Origin of the sequence: Eggerthella hominis (assembly GCF_014287365.1) — a bacterium.
GTDB lineage: Bacteria > Actinomycetota > Coriobacteriia > Coriobacteriales > Eggerthellaceae > Eggerthella > Eggerthella guodeyinii.
This window is the reverse complement of sequence record NZ_JACOOA010000002.1, coordinates 151,557-172,185: the sequence shown is the minus strand read 5'-3', so window position 1 is coordinate 172,185 and position 20,629 is coordinate 151,557. Positions and strand designations below refer to the sequence as shown.

The following is a 20,629-nucleotide window of genomic DNA, read 5'->3' as shown; positions in this document are numbered from 1 at the left end:
AGCGAGTTGGGCCCGGCAAACCGCAAAATGATGCTGCGGCCTCCGGTTACGCGTCCGCGCGCGGATGCTCGCGCTCGAGCATCGCCAGCAGATCCTGCTTCGAGTGCACGCCCACCTTGCGGTAGATGCTCGTCATCTGGGATTTGATGGTGTTGAGCGACACGAAGCGCTCCCCGGCGATGCGCTTGATGGTAAGCCCCTTCACCACGTAGAACAGCGTGTCGCATTCGGCCTCGGTAAGGTCGTGGCGCGCGCCGAACGTCCGGCACTGGGCGCGGATGACCTCGTTGATGTCCTCGATGTCGGCGGGCTGGGTCTCCGCGCGGTTCGCGCGGGCGCGCGTGCGGGTGCCGAACAGGAAGATGAACGCCAGCAGCAGCGCAACCGCCACCGTGGTGGGCGTTTCGATCGAGGGCGCGGCAACGCTCATGGCGCGCCCGGTGGCCAGGCCGAGCGCGATGCAGACGTCGAAGAGGGCCAGGGCGACGACCAGCTGCGTACCGTCGGGGCGGTCGCTTGCGCCCCCGCCGTTCCTGCCCAGCAGGAACACGCACAGCGACAGCATGGAATAGCCCACCCACACCGCGCCCATGAACACGGCGTGCCAGTCGGGGACGACGGCGTTCAGCAGGATGGCGATGCCCAGCATGGCGAACACGAGGCGGATGAGCGCCTCGGGGTTCGCCTCGCGCTTGCGGGCGAGCGACACCGCGAAGAACGTGGCGCATACCGCCACGGCGACGAACACCCACAGCGTGTAATCGCGCAGCGACGGCGACGAGCCCCACAGGATGCCCACGCCCAGCGCGGACGCGGCGATGCCGATGACGAGCGGGTCGCGCAGCGGGCGCGTCTTCTCGGGCGTCACGAGCGGCGATCCGTCGTCGGCGTCGTCCTCGCGCGCGGCCAGGGCGTGCACCGTGACGAAGAGGATGGCGCACGAGGCGATGAGGAAGCTGGCCTGCACCTCCGTCCCGGCCTGCTTGAGAGCCAGGAGCGAGAGCGAGGTGACCAGCTGCCCCACGGTGAGGGCGACGAGGACGGTCAGCAGGCTGGAGCGCAGCGCCAGCACGGCCCATACGAAGTGCAGCAGGGCGTATCCCACCGACATGATGCCGGCTGCGAGCATGACCAGCAGCATCGACGAGCCGGAGAACACGAGCGAGAGGAACGCGAGCGCCTCGCCCAGCGCCAGCGCGAACGCGGGCGCCAGCAACCGCGAGGCGCTCGGCCATCCCAGCCCCCTGCGCGCGAACAGCGCCAACGCGCCCAGCAGCACGACGCCCGTGACGACGCCCCAGGTGCAGAACAGCGCGACGAAGCAGTCGGGCTGCAGGGCGCCCCAGGGAAGCTCGGCGAGGGCGTCGCCGTTCCATGCCAGCAGGATGCTGAGCTTGTGGGCGATGAAGCCGCCCATAAGCAGGAGCAGGGTATGGATGCGCGCGCGTTTCATGCGTTCCTTCGGGTCCGATGCGGGTGTTCGGAGGGGTGAGCCCAGCATAGCAAAACGCGCCGCGGCTCAGCTGCGGTTCCGCGCGCGTTTTGCTCTATGCTCGATGACGGGTGCGTGCCGGGGCTACTCCTCCCAGGGCGTTTCGGCCGCGACGTTCGTGCCGGCGCGCCGTCCCGTGGTGATCGCCGTGGCAACCGCGGCGCCGCACGTGGGGTAGAAGCGTCCCAGCGCCATGCTGTTCGTGCCGGCCGCGTACAGGCGCGGGATGGCCTCGTCGCCCGCGGCGCGCATCGCGCGCATCTCGGTGTCGACGGTCACACCGCCGAACGTGCAGGCGGCGCCCGGCTTCACCTCTGCGGCGTAGAAGGGGCCGCTTTCGAGCGGGTAGAGCTCGCTCGGCCGCCCGAATTGCGCGTCGGCGCCCTGGGCGCACGAGGCGTTCCACTGCTCGACCGTGGCGCTCAGCGCATCCGCGTCCACGCCCATGGCGGCGGCCACCTCGGCGAGGGTTTCGCCCGAGAACGCCTGGTCGGCCGCGCGGGACAGCCCCGCCTTGCCCGCGTCGCCGCACGTCAGCACGAAGGCGCGCCCTTCAGGCTGCTTCAGCAGGTCGTCGCAGATGTACGAGTAGAACTTGCGCTCGTTGGTCCAGCGCTCGCCCTGCACGTTCACCGAGATGAAGGGCGGCGTGCCCTCCATGGTGTCGGGTCCCAGCACGATGAAGGCGCACGGCATGATGGGCTTGGAGAACTGCACGTTCGACAGCATGCCGAAGTAGCCCACGCTGCTGCCGGCCGACAGGCCCAGGTTCATGCCGTCGCCGGTGTCGCATTCGTTCGCGGTGGTCTGCACGTCGTAGCGCGAGATGAGCGCGTGCATCATGGCGGGGTTGCGCGCGAACCCGCCCGCCGCCAGCACGACGCCCTTGCGGGCCTTGACGGCCTTCTGCCTCCCGTCGCCCGCCAGCACGCCCAGCACCTCGCCGGTGTCGGGATGCTGCACGAGCTTCGTCACCGGCGTGCCCGTGCGCACGGCGATGCCCTCCTGCGCGTCGGCCGCCTTCTGCAGCACGGGCCACAGGCCCGGATCGGGCTTGACGGCGTAGTGCGTGCGCATGACGGGCGCGGTGAGGTCGGCGCGCTCCTTCTCCTGGCCGCCGAACACGAGGCCCGGGTTGCCGATCTCGGCGGGCACCTGCATCCCCAGGCCGATGAGCCACTCCACGGCGTCGGCGCTGTTCTCCACCACGAAGCGCACGAGGTCGTCGCGCCCGTCGCCGATGGCCGAGAAGTACTTCATGGCCTCCTCGACCGAGTCCTCGATGCCGGCGGCTTTCTGGACGGACGTGCCCACGCCCATGATGGCCTGGCCGCACAAGGCGGTCGATCCTCCGGTGGTGGGACCCTTCTCCAGCACGATGACGGAGGCTCCCGCTTCGGCGGCCATGAGCGCGGCCGACATGCCGGCGCCTCCTCCTCCGACCACCACCACGTCGGCTTCCTCGTCCCACGACGTCGGGATGCCCGACTCGGTGGAGGCGCCGTCCTGCGCGCTGCTGGGCGCGCAGCCCCACAGAAGCGCGCCGGCGGCGACGGCCGCGGTGGCTCCCGATGCCTTCAGAAAGCTTCGACGCGAAACGCCGTTCTGCTGTTCATGCTTCCCCATGATGTTCCCCTTCCCTCCGATGTGTTGTATCGCTGTCGTCGACGACGGTTCGAGCGTACGCAAGGGCGGGATGATGCGCATCACCCCTTTTTCGCGAAATGAGGGTTTCCGCTGGTGGGCGACTCGAGACGGAAGCGCGGGCTCGGGGTGCGGAGCGCGTAGTGTTGCACCTACGCGAAGGAGCATTCTCCTTTTGTTCCTCGCTCGCGCTCGCAGCGCAAGGTCCGGGGCATAAGGATGCCCGGCGGTCCGCAGGTAGGGGGAGGGGCGGACGGCCGGGCCGATGGGTCGATCTGCTGCGCCGCATGAGGGGAGGGGTGGCGGCGCGCGATCGAAGCAAACGGGGCTGGAGGGAGGGGGTTGCCCCGCTTGCTTCGATCGGTTCCGGGGAGGTTGCAGCTCCTCCCCGGAACGCGGGATCGTGGAACGTTACGTGCTTGGTGCTAGTACAGCAGGAACACGGGGTAGCCCAGCTGGTAGATCAGCACGCGGAACATCACGGAGGTGGCCAGCGCCACGATGGCGGTGACGACCATGAGCGTCTTGGAGGCGCCCACCTTCTTCTTGGCCACGAAGGCGCACGCCGCCGCGACGATGACGGAGATGATGGAACCCCAGAACATCGGGGCGCCGGCGCCGGTGACCATGACGCTCATCAGGCTGTCGATGTGCGTCGGGGCCGTGGTCATGGACGTCGGGTCGGCATAGTAGCCGTACTGCGCGAAGTTCGACAGGGCGCAGGCGATGACGAACACCACGTCGGCCACGAGCTGCACGAGGGCGGCGATGAACGTGAGCTGGATGCCCGTCGCCTCGGCGGCCTCGTCCTTCTTCAGGATGGAGATGAGCCAGATGGCCACGGCGCCCAGCAGGCAGGCGTTGCCCAGGTAGAACACCACGAGCGCCAGACCCCACGCCGGACGGGCCGGCATGTAGTAGGAGTGCGCGGTTGCGGCCACCATGAGCACGGCCACCACGATGGTCACCCAGGCGAGCGCCTTGGAGACCGGCTTCTCGCCGCGTAGCATCACGAACCACACGACGATGATGATGGCCAGCGCCACGCACCCGATGAGCTCCTGGGTGATGCCGGACGTGATGTGCCCGAAGCCGTTGAAGATGCGCTCCCAATGCTCGAGGTGCAGGAAGGCTCCGATGCCGCCCACCACCAGCGAGACGGCGGACGTGATGAGCGCGGTCATCTGCAGGTTCTTACCTTCGCCCTTGAGCGCCAGGATGGACATGCCGCCCAGCGTGCCGCAGGTCAAGCATACGAACAGCGTGAAGATAACGAGAGGCCACTGAGTTTCCATTACTCATCACCTCCTTCCCAGTGATGGTCGCGTAGGATGTAGGAGTACGAGGGCTTGTTGCCCACGTCGGGCAGCCTGTGCACGTCGGCGTCGGTGAAGGGCTCGAGGAAGTCGAGCATCTTGCGACGGTTGCCCAACGGGTCTTCGGAACCCTCGAACGACTCGTAGCCGGCCTCGGTGTCGCCGATGTAACGGGCGTTGCCGCCGCACTGGCTGACGCACTGGGGCAGCTCGCCCTGGGCAAGCTTCTGCTCGCACAGCGTGCACTTCTCGACGACCTTCTCTTCCTCGTTGAGGTAGCGGACGCCGTAGGGGCAGGCCATGACGCAGAACTGGCAACCGATGCACTTCTCCTTGTCGATCTGGATGGAGCCGTCCTCGGCAACGTGCGACGCCTCGGTCGGGCACACCTTCACGCACTCGGGATTCTCGCAGTGCTGGCAGCTGATGGGCAGGAAGTACATGTACACGTCGGGATACTGTCCCGATCCGCCCGGGATGGGGTTCGGCCCCACGCGCACGACCTTGTTCCAGTAGCTGCCGATGGGCACGTTGTTGACCGCCTTGCAGGCGACCGAGCACGCGAGGCAGCCCACGCATCGGTTGAGGTCGGTGATGATAGCCTTCGTCATGGTTTACTCCCTCCCTTCGTAGTTCGGCAACCATTCCTTCAGACGGGGGTCGTCGGAAGTATGGATGATGGGGGTGCCGGTGCTGTCGCACGGCACGGGGTTGTTGTACGGCGAGTTCTCAGGCGTGGCCTTGTAGATCTTCACCTGGTAGGCGCGCAGGTTGGACGTGCCGGAGTGCGGGTCCTGGGCACCGTGGTCGATGAGCTGGTTGACCTGGGAGTACTGCCAGCCGTGACCGGCGTCTTTCACCTCGGGGTACCACCACGTGTGCTCGAGGTTGATGACGTCTTCCTTCACGCCGTAGTACAGGTCGGCCACCTCGCGGATCTTGCCCCACTCGGTTTCGATCCACACCCAGTCGCCCTGCTCGATGCCGTACTCGGCAGCCGTCTTCGGATTGATCTCCACGCGCGGCACGGGCCACAGCTCGCGGCACCAGGGAAGCTGACGGTGCTCGGAGTGGAAGTACACCGGGATGCGGCGACCGGTGGTCGCGGTCAGCGGGTACTCCTTGATGCGGTCGCCGTCCTTCGGGCCGTGCGGCGGCTCGGTGTAGCTGGGGACGAACCACTCGGGGTTGTTGGGATGGTGCGATTCCATGACGGTGGACCAGATCTCCTGCTTCATCGTCGGGGTGAACCAACCCGGCTTCCAGTCGCCGATGCCCTTGCCGGCCGTGTAGTCGAGGCGGCCCCACACGCGGTCGCGTGCGCGCATCGCGCCGGTCTGGTAGCGGCGGTACGTGCCCCAGTTGCGCGGCTCGATGTCCTTCGCCTGCCACCAGCCGTGCTCCTGGAAGGCCTTGACGTACTCGTCCCACGTCTTGTACTTGGGCGTGACCTCGGCCATCGGAACGCCGTGGCGCTCGAACGTGGGCTTGCCGTTCTCGACATGCCACGTGGTGTAGGTCAGCTCGTCATCGGTGAGCAGCTTGATGGAGTCGTCCAGCTGCCAGTTGATGTCGGGCCACTCGTTGCCGGGCTCGTCCGTCCACTGCCAGTTCATGCGCTTGGCGAGGTCCATAACGATCTCGGGGTCGTACTTGGCTTCCGCAGGCGGCTGCACGCACTTGACCGTGGCGCCCATGGCGCCGGCGGAACCCTGCGATGCGCGCGGCGAGTTGAGCTCGATCCAGTGGGCCACCGGCAGGATGATGTCGGCGGTGTCGTTCTGCGGCGTGTGCCACAGGTTGAGGTCCACGTAGAAGTCCAGCGAGCACAGGGCCTCCCAGGCGCGGGTGGTGTTCGTCTGGCTCATGAAGTTGCCGGACTCGTTCCACAGGGCGCGCACCGGGTAGGGGTCGCCCGTGATGACGGCATCCCACAGCGAGTGGCTGTCGCACCAGTACTGCCACCAGCCGAGCAGCGGGAACTTGTCGATGCCGACCTGCTTGAGGTTGACTTCCGCCGGCGGGGTGGTAGCACCCGGGGCCCATGCGCTGAAGCCCTGGAGGTCGCCGTCGATGGGGACGATTGTCGGGCCGCGGTTGCCGCCCGGGGTGTCCATGTTGCCGGTGATGCCCACGAGGTTGTCGAAGGCGCGGCAGTTCTGGATGGCGCTGCAGAAGTGCTCGACGGCCAGCATGTACTGGATGCCGCCGTTGCCGTAGCCGGTGGACGGGTCGATGCGCGTGCCGTACGCCGTGGCGGCCGCCTCGATCTCGGATGCCGGGATGCCGGTGATCTCCGCGGCAACCTCGGGCTTGTACTCGGCGGCGCGGGCCTTGTAGTACTCCCACACGGGCTTGACCTTCACGGTCTTGCCGTCCTTGAGCGTGATCTCGAACTCGCCCTCGAGCGCGGGGTCGATGGCGGGGTCGAACGGCATGGGGTCGGGGATCCAACCCTGCGTCTGGCCCGGCAGCAGGTTGTCCTGCGAAGCCTCGCGGCCTTCGCGCGCCTTCTCGGAGTCGTAGTTCTCGCCCTCCCAGAAGCCGCCGGTTTCGTCGATGACACCTTCCTGGTCAGCGTTGAACCAGGTGAACGCGCCGTACTCGTGCTCGACGCCCTCGGCCTTCAGCTTTTCCCAGTTGTTGTCGTACACGAGGAACTTGTAGGGGCTGCCGCCCTCTTTGATGTCGCTTTCCTTGAGGAGGCGCGTCTTCACGTCCCAGTACGAACCGTCGGTGCGCACGGTGGGGAAGCCGGAGGGCTCCATGTCCTCGCACACGAGGAACGGGGCGTTCGTCCACTTCTTCGTGTACAGCTCGTCGTAGAGCTTCTTCTCGATGATGACGTTCGTCCAGGCCAGGGCCAGAGCGCCGTCGGTGCCGGGGCGGAGGTGCTGCCAGTAGTCGGCTTCCTTGCCCATGTTGGCCATGCGGGGGTCGACGCTGATGTGCACGTCGGCGCGCGACGCCACGTCAACCGTGGTGCGGCAGGAGTCGTCGTAGTTGGACAGCTCGGAAGCGCCGCCCCACTGCACGTACACCCGCGGACGCGTGATGGTTTCCATCCACGACATGGCGAACTGCGACACCATGGTGGTGGCGAAGTGGCGCGGGCCCTTGCAGATCTGCCAGGCTTCCACGTTGTTCGGCGTCTCCAGCATGTTCTTCAGGATGGACTCCGAGTGCATGCACCAGATGCGCGAGGTGCCCACCTGGCAGGCGATGGCCTCGCCGCCGTGCTTCGCCTTGATGTCCATGAAGTTGTCCACGATGGACTGCATGGCCTCGTCCCACGAGATGCGCTGCCAGCCGGGCTCCTCGCCCTTCGGGTTCGTGCGCTTCATGGGGTAGTGCAGACGGTCGGGGTGGTACGCCGCCTGGATGGACGACTGCGACTTCGTGCAGCAGTTGCCCATGGACTGGAACGCTCCCTCGTCACCCTCGACGCGTATGGCACGCCCGTTCTGGACGATGACCTTGACGCCGCACTCCATCTTGCCGCAACCGCGGCAGCACGTCTTCACGGCCACGGTGTCGTTGCCGGACACTTTGCTGTACGTCTCTTCGGCCAGCGCGGTGTGCGTCGAAGCGCCGAACGCCGCAGCTGCCGCTCCGGTGATGGCGGCGGTCTTGACGAACGTGCGTCGTGACATGGTCAGGTTACCCATACTCCTCCTCCTTCTTTCTCCTCGTTCTCGTCTTACTCGTCTACCTTCGAGCGAACGGGGAGGGGGGCTGCCGCGTGAAGCTGGATGCCGCATGCGGTGCAAAGTCCCCGAATCGCATGAGCCGACCTTACGGATGCGAGGGCCTGCCGAGCATCGTGCAAAGGTTGGGAAGCGCCGATCTTCCGCATCATAAATTCTTATGATTTTGTGATCATGAAAAAATCGATAGTCGTTTGATCTGGGATTACGATGATCGGTCATCATAAATTATCTTTAAACTAGGATAATTTCCTCAAAGAGGGACGCTCATCTTTTCCGTATAATCGAACGCGTCGACAGAGGGGTCGACGCGAGCAGCGTTTCGCACGGGCTCAGGGGGTGGGGCAGGCATGGAAAAGCTTCGGAGTGCATGGGATACCGCGTTGGGGACGAGCCTGTCGCTTAAGCGCATCGCGGGAGCCGCCCTACAGTGGCTGTGGATGCTCATGATGTTCTACAGCATCGTGCCGTACGGCTTCTCGTCCGACGTGCGCGGCTCGCTGTACACCAGCCTGCTCATATCGCTCGTCGCCATGGTGGTCACCATGCTGTTCGTCGCCGTCATCGTGCGGCGCGAGCGGGTGAGCGCCAACCGCTCCATCGTGCTGGGTTCCGCCATCATGATGAGCGTGGGCAGCGTGCTCACGCCGTTCTCTGATCCCACCACGCCCGCCGGCATGCTCGTGCTGGGCTTGAGCGCCGTCATGACCGGAACGGGTTCGGCCGTGCTGTTCCTGTGTTGGATCGAGTTGGAGTCGGGGTTGGGCGGGCGCTTGGCGCTCGTGGAGCTTGCGGCGTCGCTGTGCGCCGCGATCGCCGTCGGGCTCGTGCTGATCGTGGGGCCGGCGGTGCCGGTGATCGCGCTCATCGTGACCATGCCCGTGCTGTCGGCGGTGCTGCTCAGACGCTGCTCGATCACCACGCCCCAGCTGGCGCGCGGCCCCGAGCAGCCGCTTTCGCGCCATACCATCGCCCTGTTCGCGAAGGCGCTTCTGGGCGCCATGCTCATCGGCATGCTGATGGGGTTCTTCGACGTGGTGTCGGGCTTCAAAACGTATGCGGTGCAGGACATCTTCGGCGCGTACCTGTTCCTGGCCGGCTTCGTCGGGGCGCTCGCCATCTGTCTGATCGCCGTGTTCCTGCATCGCGACAGCATCTTCTTCTCGTACCGCGTGTCCATGCTGATGCTGTGCCTGGGCTGCCTGTCCACGCCGTTCCTGTCCGACAACAACACGTATTCGAGCGCGCTCATCTTCGGCGGCTACCACTGCTTCGTGCTGGTGCTGTGCGTGGTGTGCATCGACGTGGCGTCGAGCTTTCGCGTGAGCCCGGCGCGCACCATCGGGCTGGGGTTCGTGGCCTTGTACGGCGGCGAGACCGTGGGGTCGCTGTTCGCCCACTCGCTGGAGGCGACGGGCGTGAGCATGTTCGACCTCACCTTGGTCACGCTGGTGGCGGTGTCGCTGCTGTTCATAGCGCACCTGTTCCTGTTCACGGAGACGGACCTCATCAAGATCGGCATCGGCGAGGTCAGCCTGATGGGCGCGGAGCCGGAGGTGCCCGCCGACGACCCGGCGGATCCCGTGGACCCCTGCGCGCTCATCTCGGAGCGCTTCGCCCTGTCGCCGCGCGAGACCGACGTGCTGCCGCTGCTGCTGGAGGGGCGCACCATCTCGCGCATCCAGGAGACGCTGTTCATTTCGGCGGGCACGGTGAGCACGCACATCCGGCACATCTACCAGAAGACGGGCGTGGACAACCGTCAGGAGCTCATCGACCTGGCCCACGAGACGACCGGGCAGGACGAGGCGGTCTGAGGCGATGGAGACGACGTATCTGCACGAGTTCGCGAAGGTTGCCGAGTGCGGCAGCTTCACGGCGGCTGCGCGGGAGCTGCATCTTACGCAGTCGACGCTGAGCAAGCACGTCGCCCTGCTCGAGCGCGAGTTCGGCGCGGACCTGTTCGTGCGCGATCGCAGCGGCGTGAGCCTGACCGAGGCGGGCGGCGTGCTGTACGCGCAGACGCGGCAGGTGGAGAAGCTGCTGCGCGCCACCGTCGCGCTCGTGCATGCGGCGCGCGACGGGCAGGCGGCGCGGCCGGCGGCGGGTGCGGGAGCGGCTGCGGGCGTCGGGGCTGGCGCGGCCCGCGCGGGCGCGGGCGACACGGCGCTGCGCTGCAAGTGCCGGCTCGCGGCCGAGCGCTGCGGGCTCGACCAGCGCGAACTGGGTGCGCTCATCCTGTACGTGGAGGAGCGCGGCTTCGATGCCATCGAGGGCGAGCTGGGGCTGTCGCGCGACGAGGTGGCCGACGTGCTGGGCGGCGTGTACCGCAAGCTGGGCGTGGGCGACAAGCAGGAGGCGCTCGATTTCATCCATTCCGTTTCGGAATGATGGTAGACGCGCCCGCGCCGGTTGGGCATACTTCATTGGTGTGAAAGCGCTATGAAGCTGGGGGGCTTCGAGCAAAGGGCTTCATCCGAAGAACGTGGATGGAGACCGAATATGAGTGCTTATACTGCCGCGACCGTTGAAGACGCGGCGAACAATCTTCTTGAAGAACTGAAAACGCAAGCCGACGGCGGGGCTGTCTGCGTGCGCGCGTGCCTGGAGCACGACGCGTCCGACGACGTCGCGTCGGCGCTGCTGGCGTGCGCTCGCGGCATCGCCGCGGCCGGATCGTCCGTGCGCATCGTGTGCGCCGACGGCGTGGCGGCCGGGCGCTACCGGGCGCTGCTGGCCGACGATCCACTGCTGAACGCCGCCGACGTGGTGTCGATGCGCGAGCTGGGCCTGGCCGTCATGGGCGACGCGCGGGTACAGGACGCCGTGAGCCGCGGCGCGCGCGTGCTCGACGACAACGAGCTGGCCGTGCTCATGGAGGACGTGAAGGTGAGCGGGCTCAAGCCCGGCCGTTTGCGCGAGATGCTCAAGTTCTTCTACAAGAGCATGAGCGAGTGCGCCGACGAGGACGAGCGCTGGCTCATCACCGCCGAAGAGCAGACCGTGCACGCCATCCTGACCGAGAACCTCGAGGTGCGGCGCGCGCTGCTGCCGTGCGAGGTGTCGTCGCTGGCCTATCGCGGGCTCGTGGCCGCCGGCGTCGAGCCCGAGCCGCTGGCGCTCGTGGTGGACGACTACGCGTCGCTCAGCAAGGCGTCGCAGCGCCTCGTGCGCCATCTGGCCGCGAACGGCCTCGTGGCGGCGGGCCGCACGCTGGCCGCGTCGAGCGCCGAGGAGCCGTACCCGTGCTTCGACGGGTTCCGCGCCTTGGCCGACGAGGCCGACTGCCTGGTGACGCTGGCGACCGAGCGGCCGGAGGCCGCGCGCGAGAGCCGCGCGCTCGACGACCCCGAGGCCGAATGCGCGTTCGTGGCCGCATCGGTGGAGGAGTGCCTGGCCGACGGCGTGGCTCCGCGCGATGTGCTGGTGGCGGTGCCGAACGCCGCCTGGGGCGCACGCATGGCCGCCGCGCTCGAGGCGCGCGGCATCGCGGTCGAGCGCGGCTTCGGCGGCGGGAAGATCAAGGGCGATCCCCGCACCGAGGGCCGCTTCGCCGACCTCAAGCTGGCCACCTTCTTGCGCCTGCACCTCGACCCGCACGACTTCACGTCGCTGCGCTCGTGGTTGGGCTTCGGCGATTGGCTGCTGCGCTCGGATGCGTTCTTGGAGCTGATGGCGTACGCTCGCGAACGCGATATCGCCGCATCGGAGGCCGTGGCGCAGCTGCGCACGCAGCGGGACGCCGACCGCGCCTCGACGATCTTCGGCAAGTTCGACGGCCCGCTCGATGAGCTGGACGAACTGCAGCGCGTCTGCGCGGACGGCTTGACGCGCGCGGCCGCCGTGGAGCTGTTCGAAGCGCACGGGATGCCGTTGTCCCCGCGCCTGGTGGAGCTGCTGGGCGACGATGCCGCGCACGCCGACGTCGAGCACCTGGCGCGCGAAGCGTTCCGCGCCCCGGTTGAGGACGTCGCGCGCGACGCCGTGCACGTCGTCACGTACGCGCGCTGCCATGGGCGCCATGTGCGCACCGTGTTCGTCACCGGTCTCGTGAACGGCTTCCTTCCCGCGAACGACGCGGTGGACGACAAGTTCACCATCGACCACCGGCGCGTGGCCCTCGAGCGAGAGCGCGCCCTGTTCCTCGACGTGCTGGCCACGGCCGACGAGCGCACGGTGTGCACGCGCTTCACGCGCGACCGCCTGGAGAACACGGCGTTCACCAAGGTGCAGACCACGCGCGTGTTCATGCGCGACGGCGAGCGCCTGGCGAGCGTGGCGCCGTCCGAGTTCGCGTCCCTCACGGACGAGGTGCTGGCGCTGGCCCCCGACGTGCCGCGCGAGCTGCCCACCAAGGTGCTCTACGCATCCACGACCATGTAGGGACTCCGGCGGCTTGCCGGCCGCCGGACCCTCGCGATTCCCAACCCCCGGTGTTTTGAAAGGACTGATAGATATGAGCGATGTCGACGCATTCGTGATCGATGACGATTTCGATCCCCTGGCCGATTTGAGTTTGGACGACGGCGAGCGGGACGATGCCGAGGCCGACTACCTGCCGCCCATCCCCGACGCCGACAAGAGCGTGGTGCCTCCGGTGGTGCCGCTGTCGCCGGCCGAGCGCATCGAGAAGCTGTTGGCGGGCATCCCCGGCCAGCAGTTCCGCCTGCTGCACGCCGTGGCGTTCTGCACGGAGCCGAAGACGATGGACGAGGCCGTGGCCGATCTGGACGCGGCGTATCCCACCACCACGAGCGTGTACAGCTCGGCGCAGGTGGTGCAGCTGCTCGAGCGCGACGGCGCCCTCGAGCGCATCGTGGACGAGAGTGCCGAGGATGCGGCCGACGCCGCCGTGCCCGCCGAGGACGAGGGCGACTTCATCTCGGTGACGCCCGCGGCGCCGTGCCGCTACCGGGCCACCCGTGCCGGCCTCGACGCCATCGCGGCGCACGTCAACGAGAGCCTCGTGGTGGAGAAAATCGTGGAGGACGAGCGCTACCTGCCCATCTTCCAACGCGTGCTGGAGATGACGGCGCGCGAGGGCGGCTGCCCCACCAAGGAGCTCGACCAGGCGGTCGACGGCGACCCGCTGTGCCAGGAGCCGCGTCGTTTCTGCGGCTTCTTCCGCGGCAAGCTGGAAGAGACGGGCGCCATCGAATGGCGCGACAGCTGGACCATCACCGAGTTGGGCCGGAGCGTGCTCGCGTCCGGCGTGTTCGCCGCAACCTCTTCGACCGAACGCTAGAGAAGGAGCTACTCATGTCCCATGATCAGGAAATCGACTTCGCCGACGTGCTGCGCGGCCGCAGGGCAACCTACCAGTTCCTCTCGCGCCTGTTCCGCGTGGAGGTGGACCAGGAGCTGCACGACACGCTCGTGTCCATGCGCTTCCCGACGAACACCGGCAACGCGCTGGTGGACGAGGGCTATCGGATGATCTGCGGCTATCTGAGCCAGGCCGACGGCACCGTGCTCACCGAGCTGGCGGTGGACTACGTGCGCGCGTTCATCGGGTCGGGCAACGACGGCTTCTCGGCCGCCTACCCGTACGAGTCGGTGTACACGAGCCCGAAGCGCCTCATGATGCAGGACGCGCGCGACGAGGTGCTCGTGCTGTACCGCGCCTTCGGCCTGGACAAGCAGGAGAGCTGGAAGGAAGGCGAGGACCACATCGCGCTGGAGCTGGAGTTCGAGCAGATCCTGTGCGAGCGCGCCATCGCGGCGTACGAGGCCGGCGACGAGGACGAGTGCCTGAAGCTGCTGCTGTCGCAGCGCAACTTCCTGGAGGACCACCTGCTGGCGTGGTACCCCATGATGGCGGCCGACCTGCAGAAATTCCCCCAAACCGATTTCTACAAGGGGCTGGGCAAGCTGACCGACGGCTTCCTGCGCAACGACCGGGAGTTCCTGGATGCCGTGCTGTCCGAGAACGAAGCCGAAGTCGAAGTCGAGGTTGCATGATGGACGAGCACGACGTCGAGCGCAAGCGCGATGCGGGTCCCCGCGTGTCGCGCCGCACGTTCGCCCTGGGCGCCGTGGGCGCCTGCGCCGTCATCGGCCTGGGCGGCGTGAAATACCTGCCCAGCGCCACGTTGCTCAGGCCGCCGGGAGGGCAGGACGAGGAGCAGCTCGTGCGCGGGTGCCTGCATTGCGAGAAGTGTCGCGAGGTGTGCCCGAAGCACGCCATCGCTCCGGCTCATCTTGAGGACGGCATCCTGAACGCGCGCACGCCGCGCATGGATTTCAAAAGCGGCTGGTGCGATTTCTGCGAGAACGAGCCAGGCGGGCCGAAGTGCGTCGCGGTGTGTCCGACGCACGCGCTCGTGTGCCCCGATCCGTCGCAGGTGATCATCGGCAAGGCGGAGCTCAACCGCGATTGGTGCCTGGCCGCGAAGGGCATGGGCTGCCACGAGTGCGTGGACGTGTGCAACTACGAGGCGCTCGAGCTGGGCGCCGACAACGTGCCGGTGGTGGACGTGGATGCGTGCAACGGCTGCGGTGCCTGCGAGCTGGCGTGCATCTCGCTGTCGGCCGGTTCCATCACGGCCGGCGCCACTGATCGCGCCATCGTCATCCGTCCGACCGAAGAAGTGGAGGCGTGAGCGGGATGAAGAAGCTCAAAACCTATCGACTGCGGTTCCTGATCATGCTGGCGGTGCTCGCCGTGGTAGCCGTGGGATACTTCACGGCCGGCGGCATCGGCAACTTCTGCGGCATCGGCTTCGAGTCCATCACGCTGCTGTGCCCTCTGGGCGCGCTGCTGGCCATGATCGCCGGGCGCACGGCCATCCCGATGGCCGTGATCAGCGTGGTGGTCGTGCTGCTGGTGTGCATCGTGCTGGGCAAGGTGTTCTGCGCCTGGGTATGCCCCGTGCACTTCATGTCGCGGGGAAAGAAGAAGGGAAAGCGAGGCTCGGGCTCCGTCCCCGCCCCCTCCCATGGCGCCGCGGATGACTTTGCTGGTTCGAGTGCCGTCCCCGCCCCCATCCATGGCGCCGCGGATAGCCTCGCCGGTCCACCCGTCTCCCACGCGGCGCAAGTAGGGGAACCTGCGGCGCTTGCGGGGGGACTCGAAGGTTCGTCCGCTTCTCCCGCGGTGCAGGCGGCGGTCCCCGCCCCCGCTCTCCGCACCCCCTGCTCCACCTGCGCTTCTCCCTGCGGCAAGTCCAAGGGCATCAAGATCGACAGCCGCCACGGCATCCTCGCCGCGGCGTTGGGCTCCACGCTCATCTTCGGCTTCCCGGTGTTCTGCCTCGTCTGCCCGATCGGCCTCACGTTCGCCACGGTGCTGCTGGTCATGCGCCTGTTCGCGTTCGGCGACGCCACGTGGACGGTCGTCGCCTTCCCGGTCATCATCGCGCTGGAGATCCTGCTGCTGCCCAAGTGGTGCCAGCGCTTCTGCCCCCTGGGTGCGCTGCTTTCGCTGTTCAGCGGGCTGAACCGGACGTTCCGCCCCCAGGTGGACGCCGAGAAGTGCCTGCGCGAGGGCCGCGGCAAGGCCTGCAACCTGTGCGAGCAGGCGTGCCCCGAGGGCATCAACCTGCACGACATCGCGGCGGGCGAGACCACGCTCAACGACTGCAGCAAGTGCCGCGCTTGCGCCGACGTGTGCCCCGAGCACGCCATCACGTTCCCGCTGCTGCCGAAGAAGCAGGCGCAGGTCGCGGCGCTGCCCGTCGACGACGAGATCCCGGAAAGGGGGTAGGCCATGTCCCTGATCAACGGCCTGTTGGCCCTGCTGGGCGAGATAGAGAGCGACGCCATCGCCGTGCACGAGGAGCGTTGCATCTCGGTGCGCAACCGCAACGCCGACTGTCTGCGCTGCGTGGAGGCCTGCACGTCGGGCGCGCTGGCGTATCGCGACAACGAGCTGCTCGTGGAGCCCGAGCGCTGCATCGGGTGCGGCACGTGCGCCACGGCGTGCCCCACCTGCGCCATCGAACTGCGCAACCCGACGGATGCCGAGCTGACGGCGCAGCTCAAGCACTCCATCGTGGCGACGAAGGGCCATCCCGTCATCGTGTGCGAGACGGCGCTCGAGGCGGCCGACGTTGCGGTCGACGACGCGCCGGCCGCGTGCGTGGTGCCGTGCTTGGGCCGCATGGACGAGTCGGCGCTCGTGGGGCTGGCGGCATACCGCGCCTTCGACGCGACGCTCGCGTGCGGCTCGTGCGAGACGTGCCGACACGCTCCGGGCGGCGCGCTCATGCGCGACGTGGTGGAAGGCTCGCGCAACCTGCTTGAGGCGTTCGGGTCTTCCATGCCCATTGACGTGGTGGAATGCGTGCCCGAGCGCGTGCTGGCACCCGGTGCGTCCGGCGGGTCGCACGGCCAGGGCGGCGGCGACGGGGTGGGGCGGCGCGATTTCTTCCGCTCCGCCAAGGACGCGTCGACCCGTGCAGCCGGCGCGGCGGTGGCCGAGGAGCTGGGGATGGCCGAAGCCGAGCCCGTTCCCGCGGCGTATCGCAAGGTGGAGGCCGACGGAACGCTGTCGCACTTCGTCCCCACGCGCCGCGTGCGCCTGTACAACTACCTGCAGCACGTGGGCCAGCCGGTGGCCGACGAGGTGGAGACGCGCGTGATCGGCGCCGTGTCCATCGACGCCGATCGGTGCAGCTCGTGCCGCATGTGCGCGGTGTTCTGCCCCACGGGCGCCATCAAGAAGCTCGACGAGGACGGCGTGTTCGGCATCGTGCACCGTCCGAGCGCCTGCATGCAGTGCCGCCTGTGCGAGCGCATCTGCCCCGAGCAGGCCATCACGGTGAGCGGGCGCGTGCCCATCAAGCAGTTCATGGGCAAGGAAGCCGTGTGCTTCGCCATGAAACGCCCCACGTGGACCCCGAACAAGCCCTCGTCGATGTACGATAAGCTGCACTCGACGCTCGGCGAAGACTTAGAGATGTGCATGTTCTAGAAGGTTCCGGCGGCCTGACGGCCGTCGGAACCGGTGATTTTCGAAGGGATCGACATGATCAAGTACACGCTGCCGGATTTCACGGTGGGGCTCGGGCTCAACCTGTTCTTCGTCCGCCTGCTCGAGCAGCGTCCGGCGCTGTTCCAGGACGACGTGCGCATCGACAGCGTGTACGGATGCTTTCCCGCGTGCAATTTGAACGGCGGCCGCGCGTTCCTGCGCGAGCGCTCCACGCCCCGCCAGATGGAGGAGGCGTTCTCGCTGCTGGCCGAGCACGGCGTGAAGGCGCGCCTCACGCTGACGAACATGCTGGCCGGCGAGGACGACCTGCGCGACGAGTACCTGAACGCGATGCTGGCCATCGCCAGCCGCTACGGTGCCGAGGCCATCGTGTACGCCGATCTCGTGGGCGACTACGTGCGCGAGCGCTACGGCATGCGCTGCGTGCTGTCCACCACGCGTGCGCTGGCGGACGCGGCCGAGGTGAACCGTATGACGAAGCGCTACGACTACGTGGTGCTCGACTACAACCGCCACAAGGACCCGGCGTTCCTCGCGGCGCTCGAAGACCGCGACAAGGTGGAGGTCATGGTGAACGAGTTCTGCGCCTACCGCTGCCCGCATCGCCAGGAGCACTACCTGCACAACAGCGAGGACCAGATGGCGGGCGTCATGCGGCCGTTCGAGTGCATCGCGAAGCGCGCCGACTTCTTCGACCACGAGCCGGGCCATCCGGTGATCTTCACCGACCGGGAAGTGCGCGACCTCCACGATTCGTACGGTATCGGGTACTGCAAGATCGTCGGTCGCGGCGTGGCCTTCCAAACCGTGCTCGAGGCCTACGCGTACTACCTCGTGCGCCCCGAGTACCGGGAAGACGTCAAGCGCATGGTCATGCGCGCCGCAGGGTAGGGGCGGCGGCGCGGGATAGGCACGGCTGCGCGGCGCGCGAATCGCCGAGTTCTAAGCAATTTTTGCGTTTTGCGTGCGTTTGAGGGGGCGTGTTGTCCCGCAACGGTCGAACGCGGATCTCGCGACCTGCGGAAACGTAAAAGTTGCCTTCGAAGATCGGCATCCAAGGGCGCTTCGAAGCGCCGAATTGCACGCAAAACGCAAAAATTGCTTAGTATGGGCGAATTCGTGTGCCCGACCGCGCGGGAGCCGTGTGCTACGCGTTGTCTTCGAGCGGTTCCAGCTCCACGTCGCGCGGATCGCCAAGCGGGCCGTCGGGGTCGACGGCGGTAACGCCCTCGCTCGCCTGCAGCTCGAGCTCGATGTCGGCGCCTGCGTGCGTGCCGACGGCTTTGAGGGCGTAGTCGCCCGGTTCCAACGTGAAGGTGCGGCTGCCGACGCCCGTTCCTTCGCAGACGACGTCGACGTTCTTGCCGTCGACGAACACGATCTTGAAGTCGCCGGCCTGCACGGTCACGTCGTAGTCGACGCGGAACGTGCCGCCTACCTCGGGAACCGAGAGCTGGAGCCATGTTTCCAGACCGGTCAGCTCGCCAAGATGGCGGTCGAAGAGGGAGCCCCTGCTGTCCACGACGGAGTACGTGTCGAACCCCCGGGCGATGCGGGCGTCGTCGTGATAGATCGACTTTTGCTCGGCAGTGGCGAGACCCGAGCAGCCGGTCAGGACGCAGCACAACGCGAGGGTCGCAGGCAGTGCGAAGACCCTGCTTCTCATCGGGCGTTCCTTTCTCGTGCGGTCGGCTGCCTGTCATTGTATCAGCTGCCCCCCCCCTCGGTGCAAGCCCTTTTGCCAAGTGGAGTCGCCTGTGGTACAAATGCCGGATGGAAAGCGGGCGGCGAAAGGAGCAGATGGATGGCTGAGAGCGCGCAAGGACGGCGCGAGCGGTCGCTCGTGGCGGCGGTCGAGCGGTTCGCGCCGCTGCGGCGTCTGGGCTGGGCGTTCCTGCTGGCCTGGGTGTTCTGCGTGTTCTACACCAACGCGGTGAGCGGCTACACCGGCGCGAAGGCCTCGACGCTGGCGGGCGGCGCGGGCTGGGACCTGTTCTTCACGGGGCTGCCCGTGTCCATGTCGGTGGTCATGCTCGTGCTCATCGTGGTGCTGGAGAAGCGGCTGGGCTCGCCCACGCAGCACGCGGCGCTGTTCTGGATCGCGCCGCTGGCCACCGCGGTCTCCACGCCGCTGCTGTTCTGCGAGCTGCCCGACTTCGGCGCGACGGCGGCGTTGTTCGTGATGGGCGCGGTGCTCACGGGGTTCGGCAGCGGTTTCATGTGGGTGATGTGGGGCGAGTACTACGCGAAGGTGACCCAGGAGGAAGTGGAGTTCCTCGCGCCGGCGTCGGCCGTGGCGGCCGCCGTGCTCGTGCTGGTGGTTTCGGCGATGCAGGGCTGGATGGCGCTCGCGGTGGTGACGGCGTTTCCCCTGTTGTCGGGCTTGTGCCTGCTGCTGTCATGGCGCGACGCGCAGGCGCGCGACGCCACGGCCGAGTACCGGGGCGCCGCCGAGCAGCGCGCATTCGCGGAGGCGCACGACAGCGCGCGGAAGGGGCTGCCGCGCGTGCTGAAGTCGATGGGGCGCGCCGGGTTCGGCATCCTCGTGGCATGCCTGTTCGTATGCGTGGAGGGCTCGTTCTGGCCGGGAGCGTCGGGGCGCGACGCGACGGCCTCCCAGGTGGCGCTCGTCGTGAGCATCGTGTTCATGCTGGTGGTGGGCCTGTCGGCCACGGCGGGGCCGCGTCGCGTGTCGCTGTCGTTCCTCTACCGGTGGATGTGCCCGGCGCTCGTGCTGGGTTTCGCGGCGTTCATCGTGCTGGGGGAAGGCGCGGGCGCGTACGTCGCCTACGTGGTGGCCATCGCTGCGCGCTTCGCGTTCTGCCTGATCACGCAAATGTACTTTGCGCGCTACGCCGTGCAGGGGGCGGCGACGCCCGTGCAATCGTACGGCTTGGGTTGGATCTTCGTGCACCTCGGCGATCTGCTGGGCGTGGTGGCGCTCGTGCTGGTCGAGTCCGGCGTGGCGGCGGGCGCGTTCTCGCTCGACCAGGTGGTTGCCGTGTCCATCGCGCTGCTGGTGAGCGCGACCATGTTCGTGCTCAGTGACGGCCGCGCGTTCGCGTTCGGTGCGCGCAAGGAGGACGTCGCGGTCGCGGCGCTCGGCGAGTCCGCTCCTTCGCCGACGCTCCCCGGCGATTCCGTCGTCGATGCCGCGTCGGAGGTGGACGAGCTGACCGCTCGCATCCTCGAGCTCGCGCAGCGCGGCGGCCTCACCCCGCGCGAGACGGAGGTGTTCGACCTGCTGGCGCGCGGACGCTCCATCCCCTACGTGCGCGATGCCCTCGTCATCTCGCGCGAGACGGCCGCCACCCACGCCAAGCACGTCTACGCCAAGCTCGACGTCCACTCCCGCCAAGAGCTCATCGATTTGGTGCACTGAAGGGTCGCATCGATCCCCGTTGCTTGGAGGGTGCCTGTCGGTCGAGCCGTCCGTTTCCGGTTGTCGTTCATCGTGTGGACAAAAACTTGAGTTTTCTTTATCCTTAAAACGGAATAATCAAATGTGCGGCTCTTTCATCAGGCGTTATGCGAA

General features: G+C 67.5%; 16 protein-coding genes. 10 read left to right on the top strand and 6 right to left on the bottom strand.

What is annotated here, in order from left to right:
* Window positions 1-46: 46 nt before the first annotated feature.
* The 5 genes from H8S61_RS05515 to H8S61_RS05495 form a co-directional block, all read right to left on the bottom strand.
* Entirely contained in the window at window positions 47-1,453 is a 1,407-nt protein-coding gene (locus tag H8S61_RS05515) for a helix-turn-helix transcriptional regulator (RefSeq protein WP_186938249.1), read from the bottom strand.
* A 123-nt stretch (window positions 1,454-1,576) separates the two neighbouring features.
* Window positions 1,577-3,118 (bottom strand): FAD-dependent oxidoreductase, encoded by a 1,542-nt coding sequence (locus tag H8S61_RS05510; RefSeq protein ID WP_186938248.1) that lies wholly within the window; start codon window positions 3,116-3,118, stop codon window positions 1,577-1,579.
* A 443-nt stretch (window positions 3,119-3,561) separates the two neighbouring features.
* A complete protein-coding gene (locus tag H8S61_RS05505) occupies window positions 3,562-4,431 on the bottom strand; it encodes a dimethyl sulfoxide reductase anchor subunit family protein (protein WP_160943594.1) in 870 nt (289 codons plus the stop codon).
* Entirely contained in the window at window positions 4,431-5,063 is a 633-nt protein-coding gene (locus H8S61_RS05500) for a 4Fe-4S dicluster domain-containing protein (RefSeq protein WP_101721530.1), read from the bottom strand. Before H8S61_RS05500 ends, H8S61_RS05505 begins: the two co-directional genes overlap by 1 nt.
* Before the next feature lie 3 nt (window positions 5,064-5,066).
* Complete coding sequence (locus tag H8S61_RS05495) at window positions 5,067-8,120, bottom strand: molybdopterin-containing oxidoreductase family protein (protein WP_160943593.1); 3,054 nt, start codon at window positions 8,118-8,120, stop codon at window positions 5,067-5,069.
* 389 nt (window positions 8,121-8,509) lie between these two features.
* On the opposite strand from H8S61_RS05495, the gene H8S61_RS05490 reads away from it, so the two are divergent.
* From H8S61_RS05490 to H8S61_RS05445, 9 genes are all read left to right on the top strand, one after another.
* On the top strand, window positions 8,510-9,976 hold the full coding sequence (locus H8S61_RS05490) for a helix-turn-helix transcriptional regulator (RefSeq protein ID WP_186938247.1): 1,467 nt from the start codon (window positions 8,510-8,512) through the stop codon (window positions 9,974-9,976).
* Between the two features lie 4 nt (window positions 9,977-9,980).
* Window positions 9,981-10,550: a LysR family transcriptional regulator gene (locus H8S61_RS05485; protein WP_186938246.1), complete on the top strand. Its 570-nt coding sequence runs from the start codon at window positions 9,981-9,983 to the stop codon at window positions 10,548-10,550.
* A 111-nt stretch (window positions 10,551-10,661) separates the two neighbouring features.
* Window positions 10,662-12,542: a DEAD/DEAH box helicase gene (locus H8S61_RS05480; protein WP_186938245.1), complete on the top strand. Its 1,881-nt coding sequence runs from the start codon at window positions 10,662-10,664 to the stop codon at window positions 12,540-12,542.
* A gap of 73 nt (window positions 12,543-12,615) precedes the next feature.
* Window positions 12,616-13,404, top strand: coding sequence for a hypothetical protein (locus H8S61_RS05475; RefSeq protein ID WP_160943589.1), 789 nt, complete (start codon window positions 12,616-12,618; stop codon window positions 13,402-13,404).
* Between the two features lie 14 nt (window positions 13,405-13,418).
* Complete coding sequence (locus H8S61_RS05470; RefSeq protein ID WP_114533675.1) at window positions 13,419-14,120, top strand: TorD/DmsD family molecular chaperone; 702 nt, start codon at window positions 13,419-13,421, stop codon at window positions 14,118-14,120.
* Complete coding sequence (locus tag H8S61_RS05465) at window positions 14,117-14,761, top strand: 4Fe-4S dicluster domain-containing protein (RefSeq protein ID WP_255466480.1); 645 nt, start codon at window positions 14,117-14,119, stop codon at window positions 14,759-14,761. Before H8S61_RS05470 ends, H8S61_RS05465 begins: the two co-directional genes overlap by 4 nt.
* A 5-nt stretch (window positions 14,762-14,766) precedes the next feature.
* Entirely contained in the window at window positions 14,767-15,864 is a 1,098-nt protein-coding gene (locus H8S61_RS17385; protein ID WP_255466508.1) for a 4Fe-4S binding protein, read from the top strand.
* Window positions 15,865-15,867: 3 nt separating this feature from the next.
* Window positions 15,868-17,073, top strand: a complete 1,206-nt coding sequence (locus tag H8S61_RS05450; RefSeq protein ID WP_186938244.1) for a 4Fe-4S dicluster domain-containing protein — start codon at window positions 15,868-15,870, stop codon at window positions 17,071-17,073.
* 54 nt (window positions 17,074-17,127) lie between these two features.
* Window positions 17,128-17,985: a hypothetical protein gene (locus H8S61_RS05445; protein ID WP_186938243.1), complete on the top strand. Its 858-nt coding sequence runs from the start codon at window positions 17,128-17,130 to the stop codon at window positions 17,983-17,985.
* A gap of 256 nt (window positions 17,986-18,241) precedes the next feature.
* On the opposite strand, the gene H8S61_RS05440 is transcribed toward H8S61_RS05445, so the two are convergent.
* A complete protein-coding gene (locus H8S61_RS05440) occupies window positions 18,242-18,760 on the bottom strand; it encodes a hypothetical protein (protein ID WP_186938242.1) in 519 nt (172 codons plus the stop codon).
* A 138-nt stretch (window positions 18,761-18,898) separates the two neighbouring features.
* Between H8S61_RS05440 and H8S61_RS05435 the strand changes: the two genes are divergently transcribed.
* Window positions 18,899-20,476 carry a helix-turn-helix transcriptional regulator gene (locus H8S61_RS05435; protein WP_186938241.1) on the top strand — a complete coding sequence of 526 codons (1,578 nt, stop codon included), beginning with the start codon at window positions 18,899-18,901 and terminating at the stop codon, window positions 20,474-20,476.
* The last annotated feature ends 153 nt before the right edge of the window (window positions 20,477-20,629 follow it).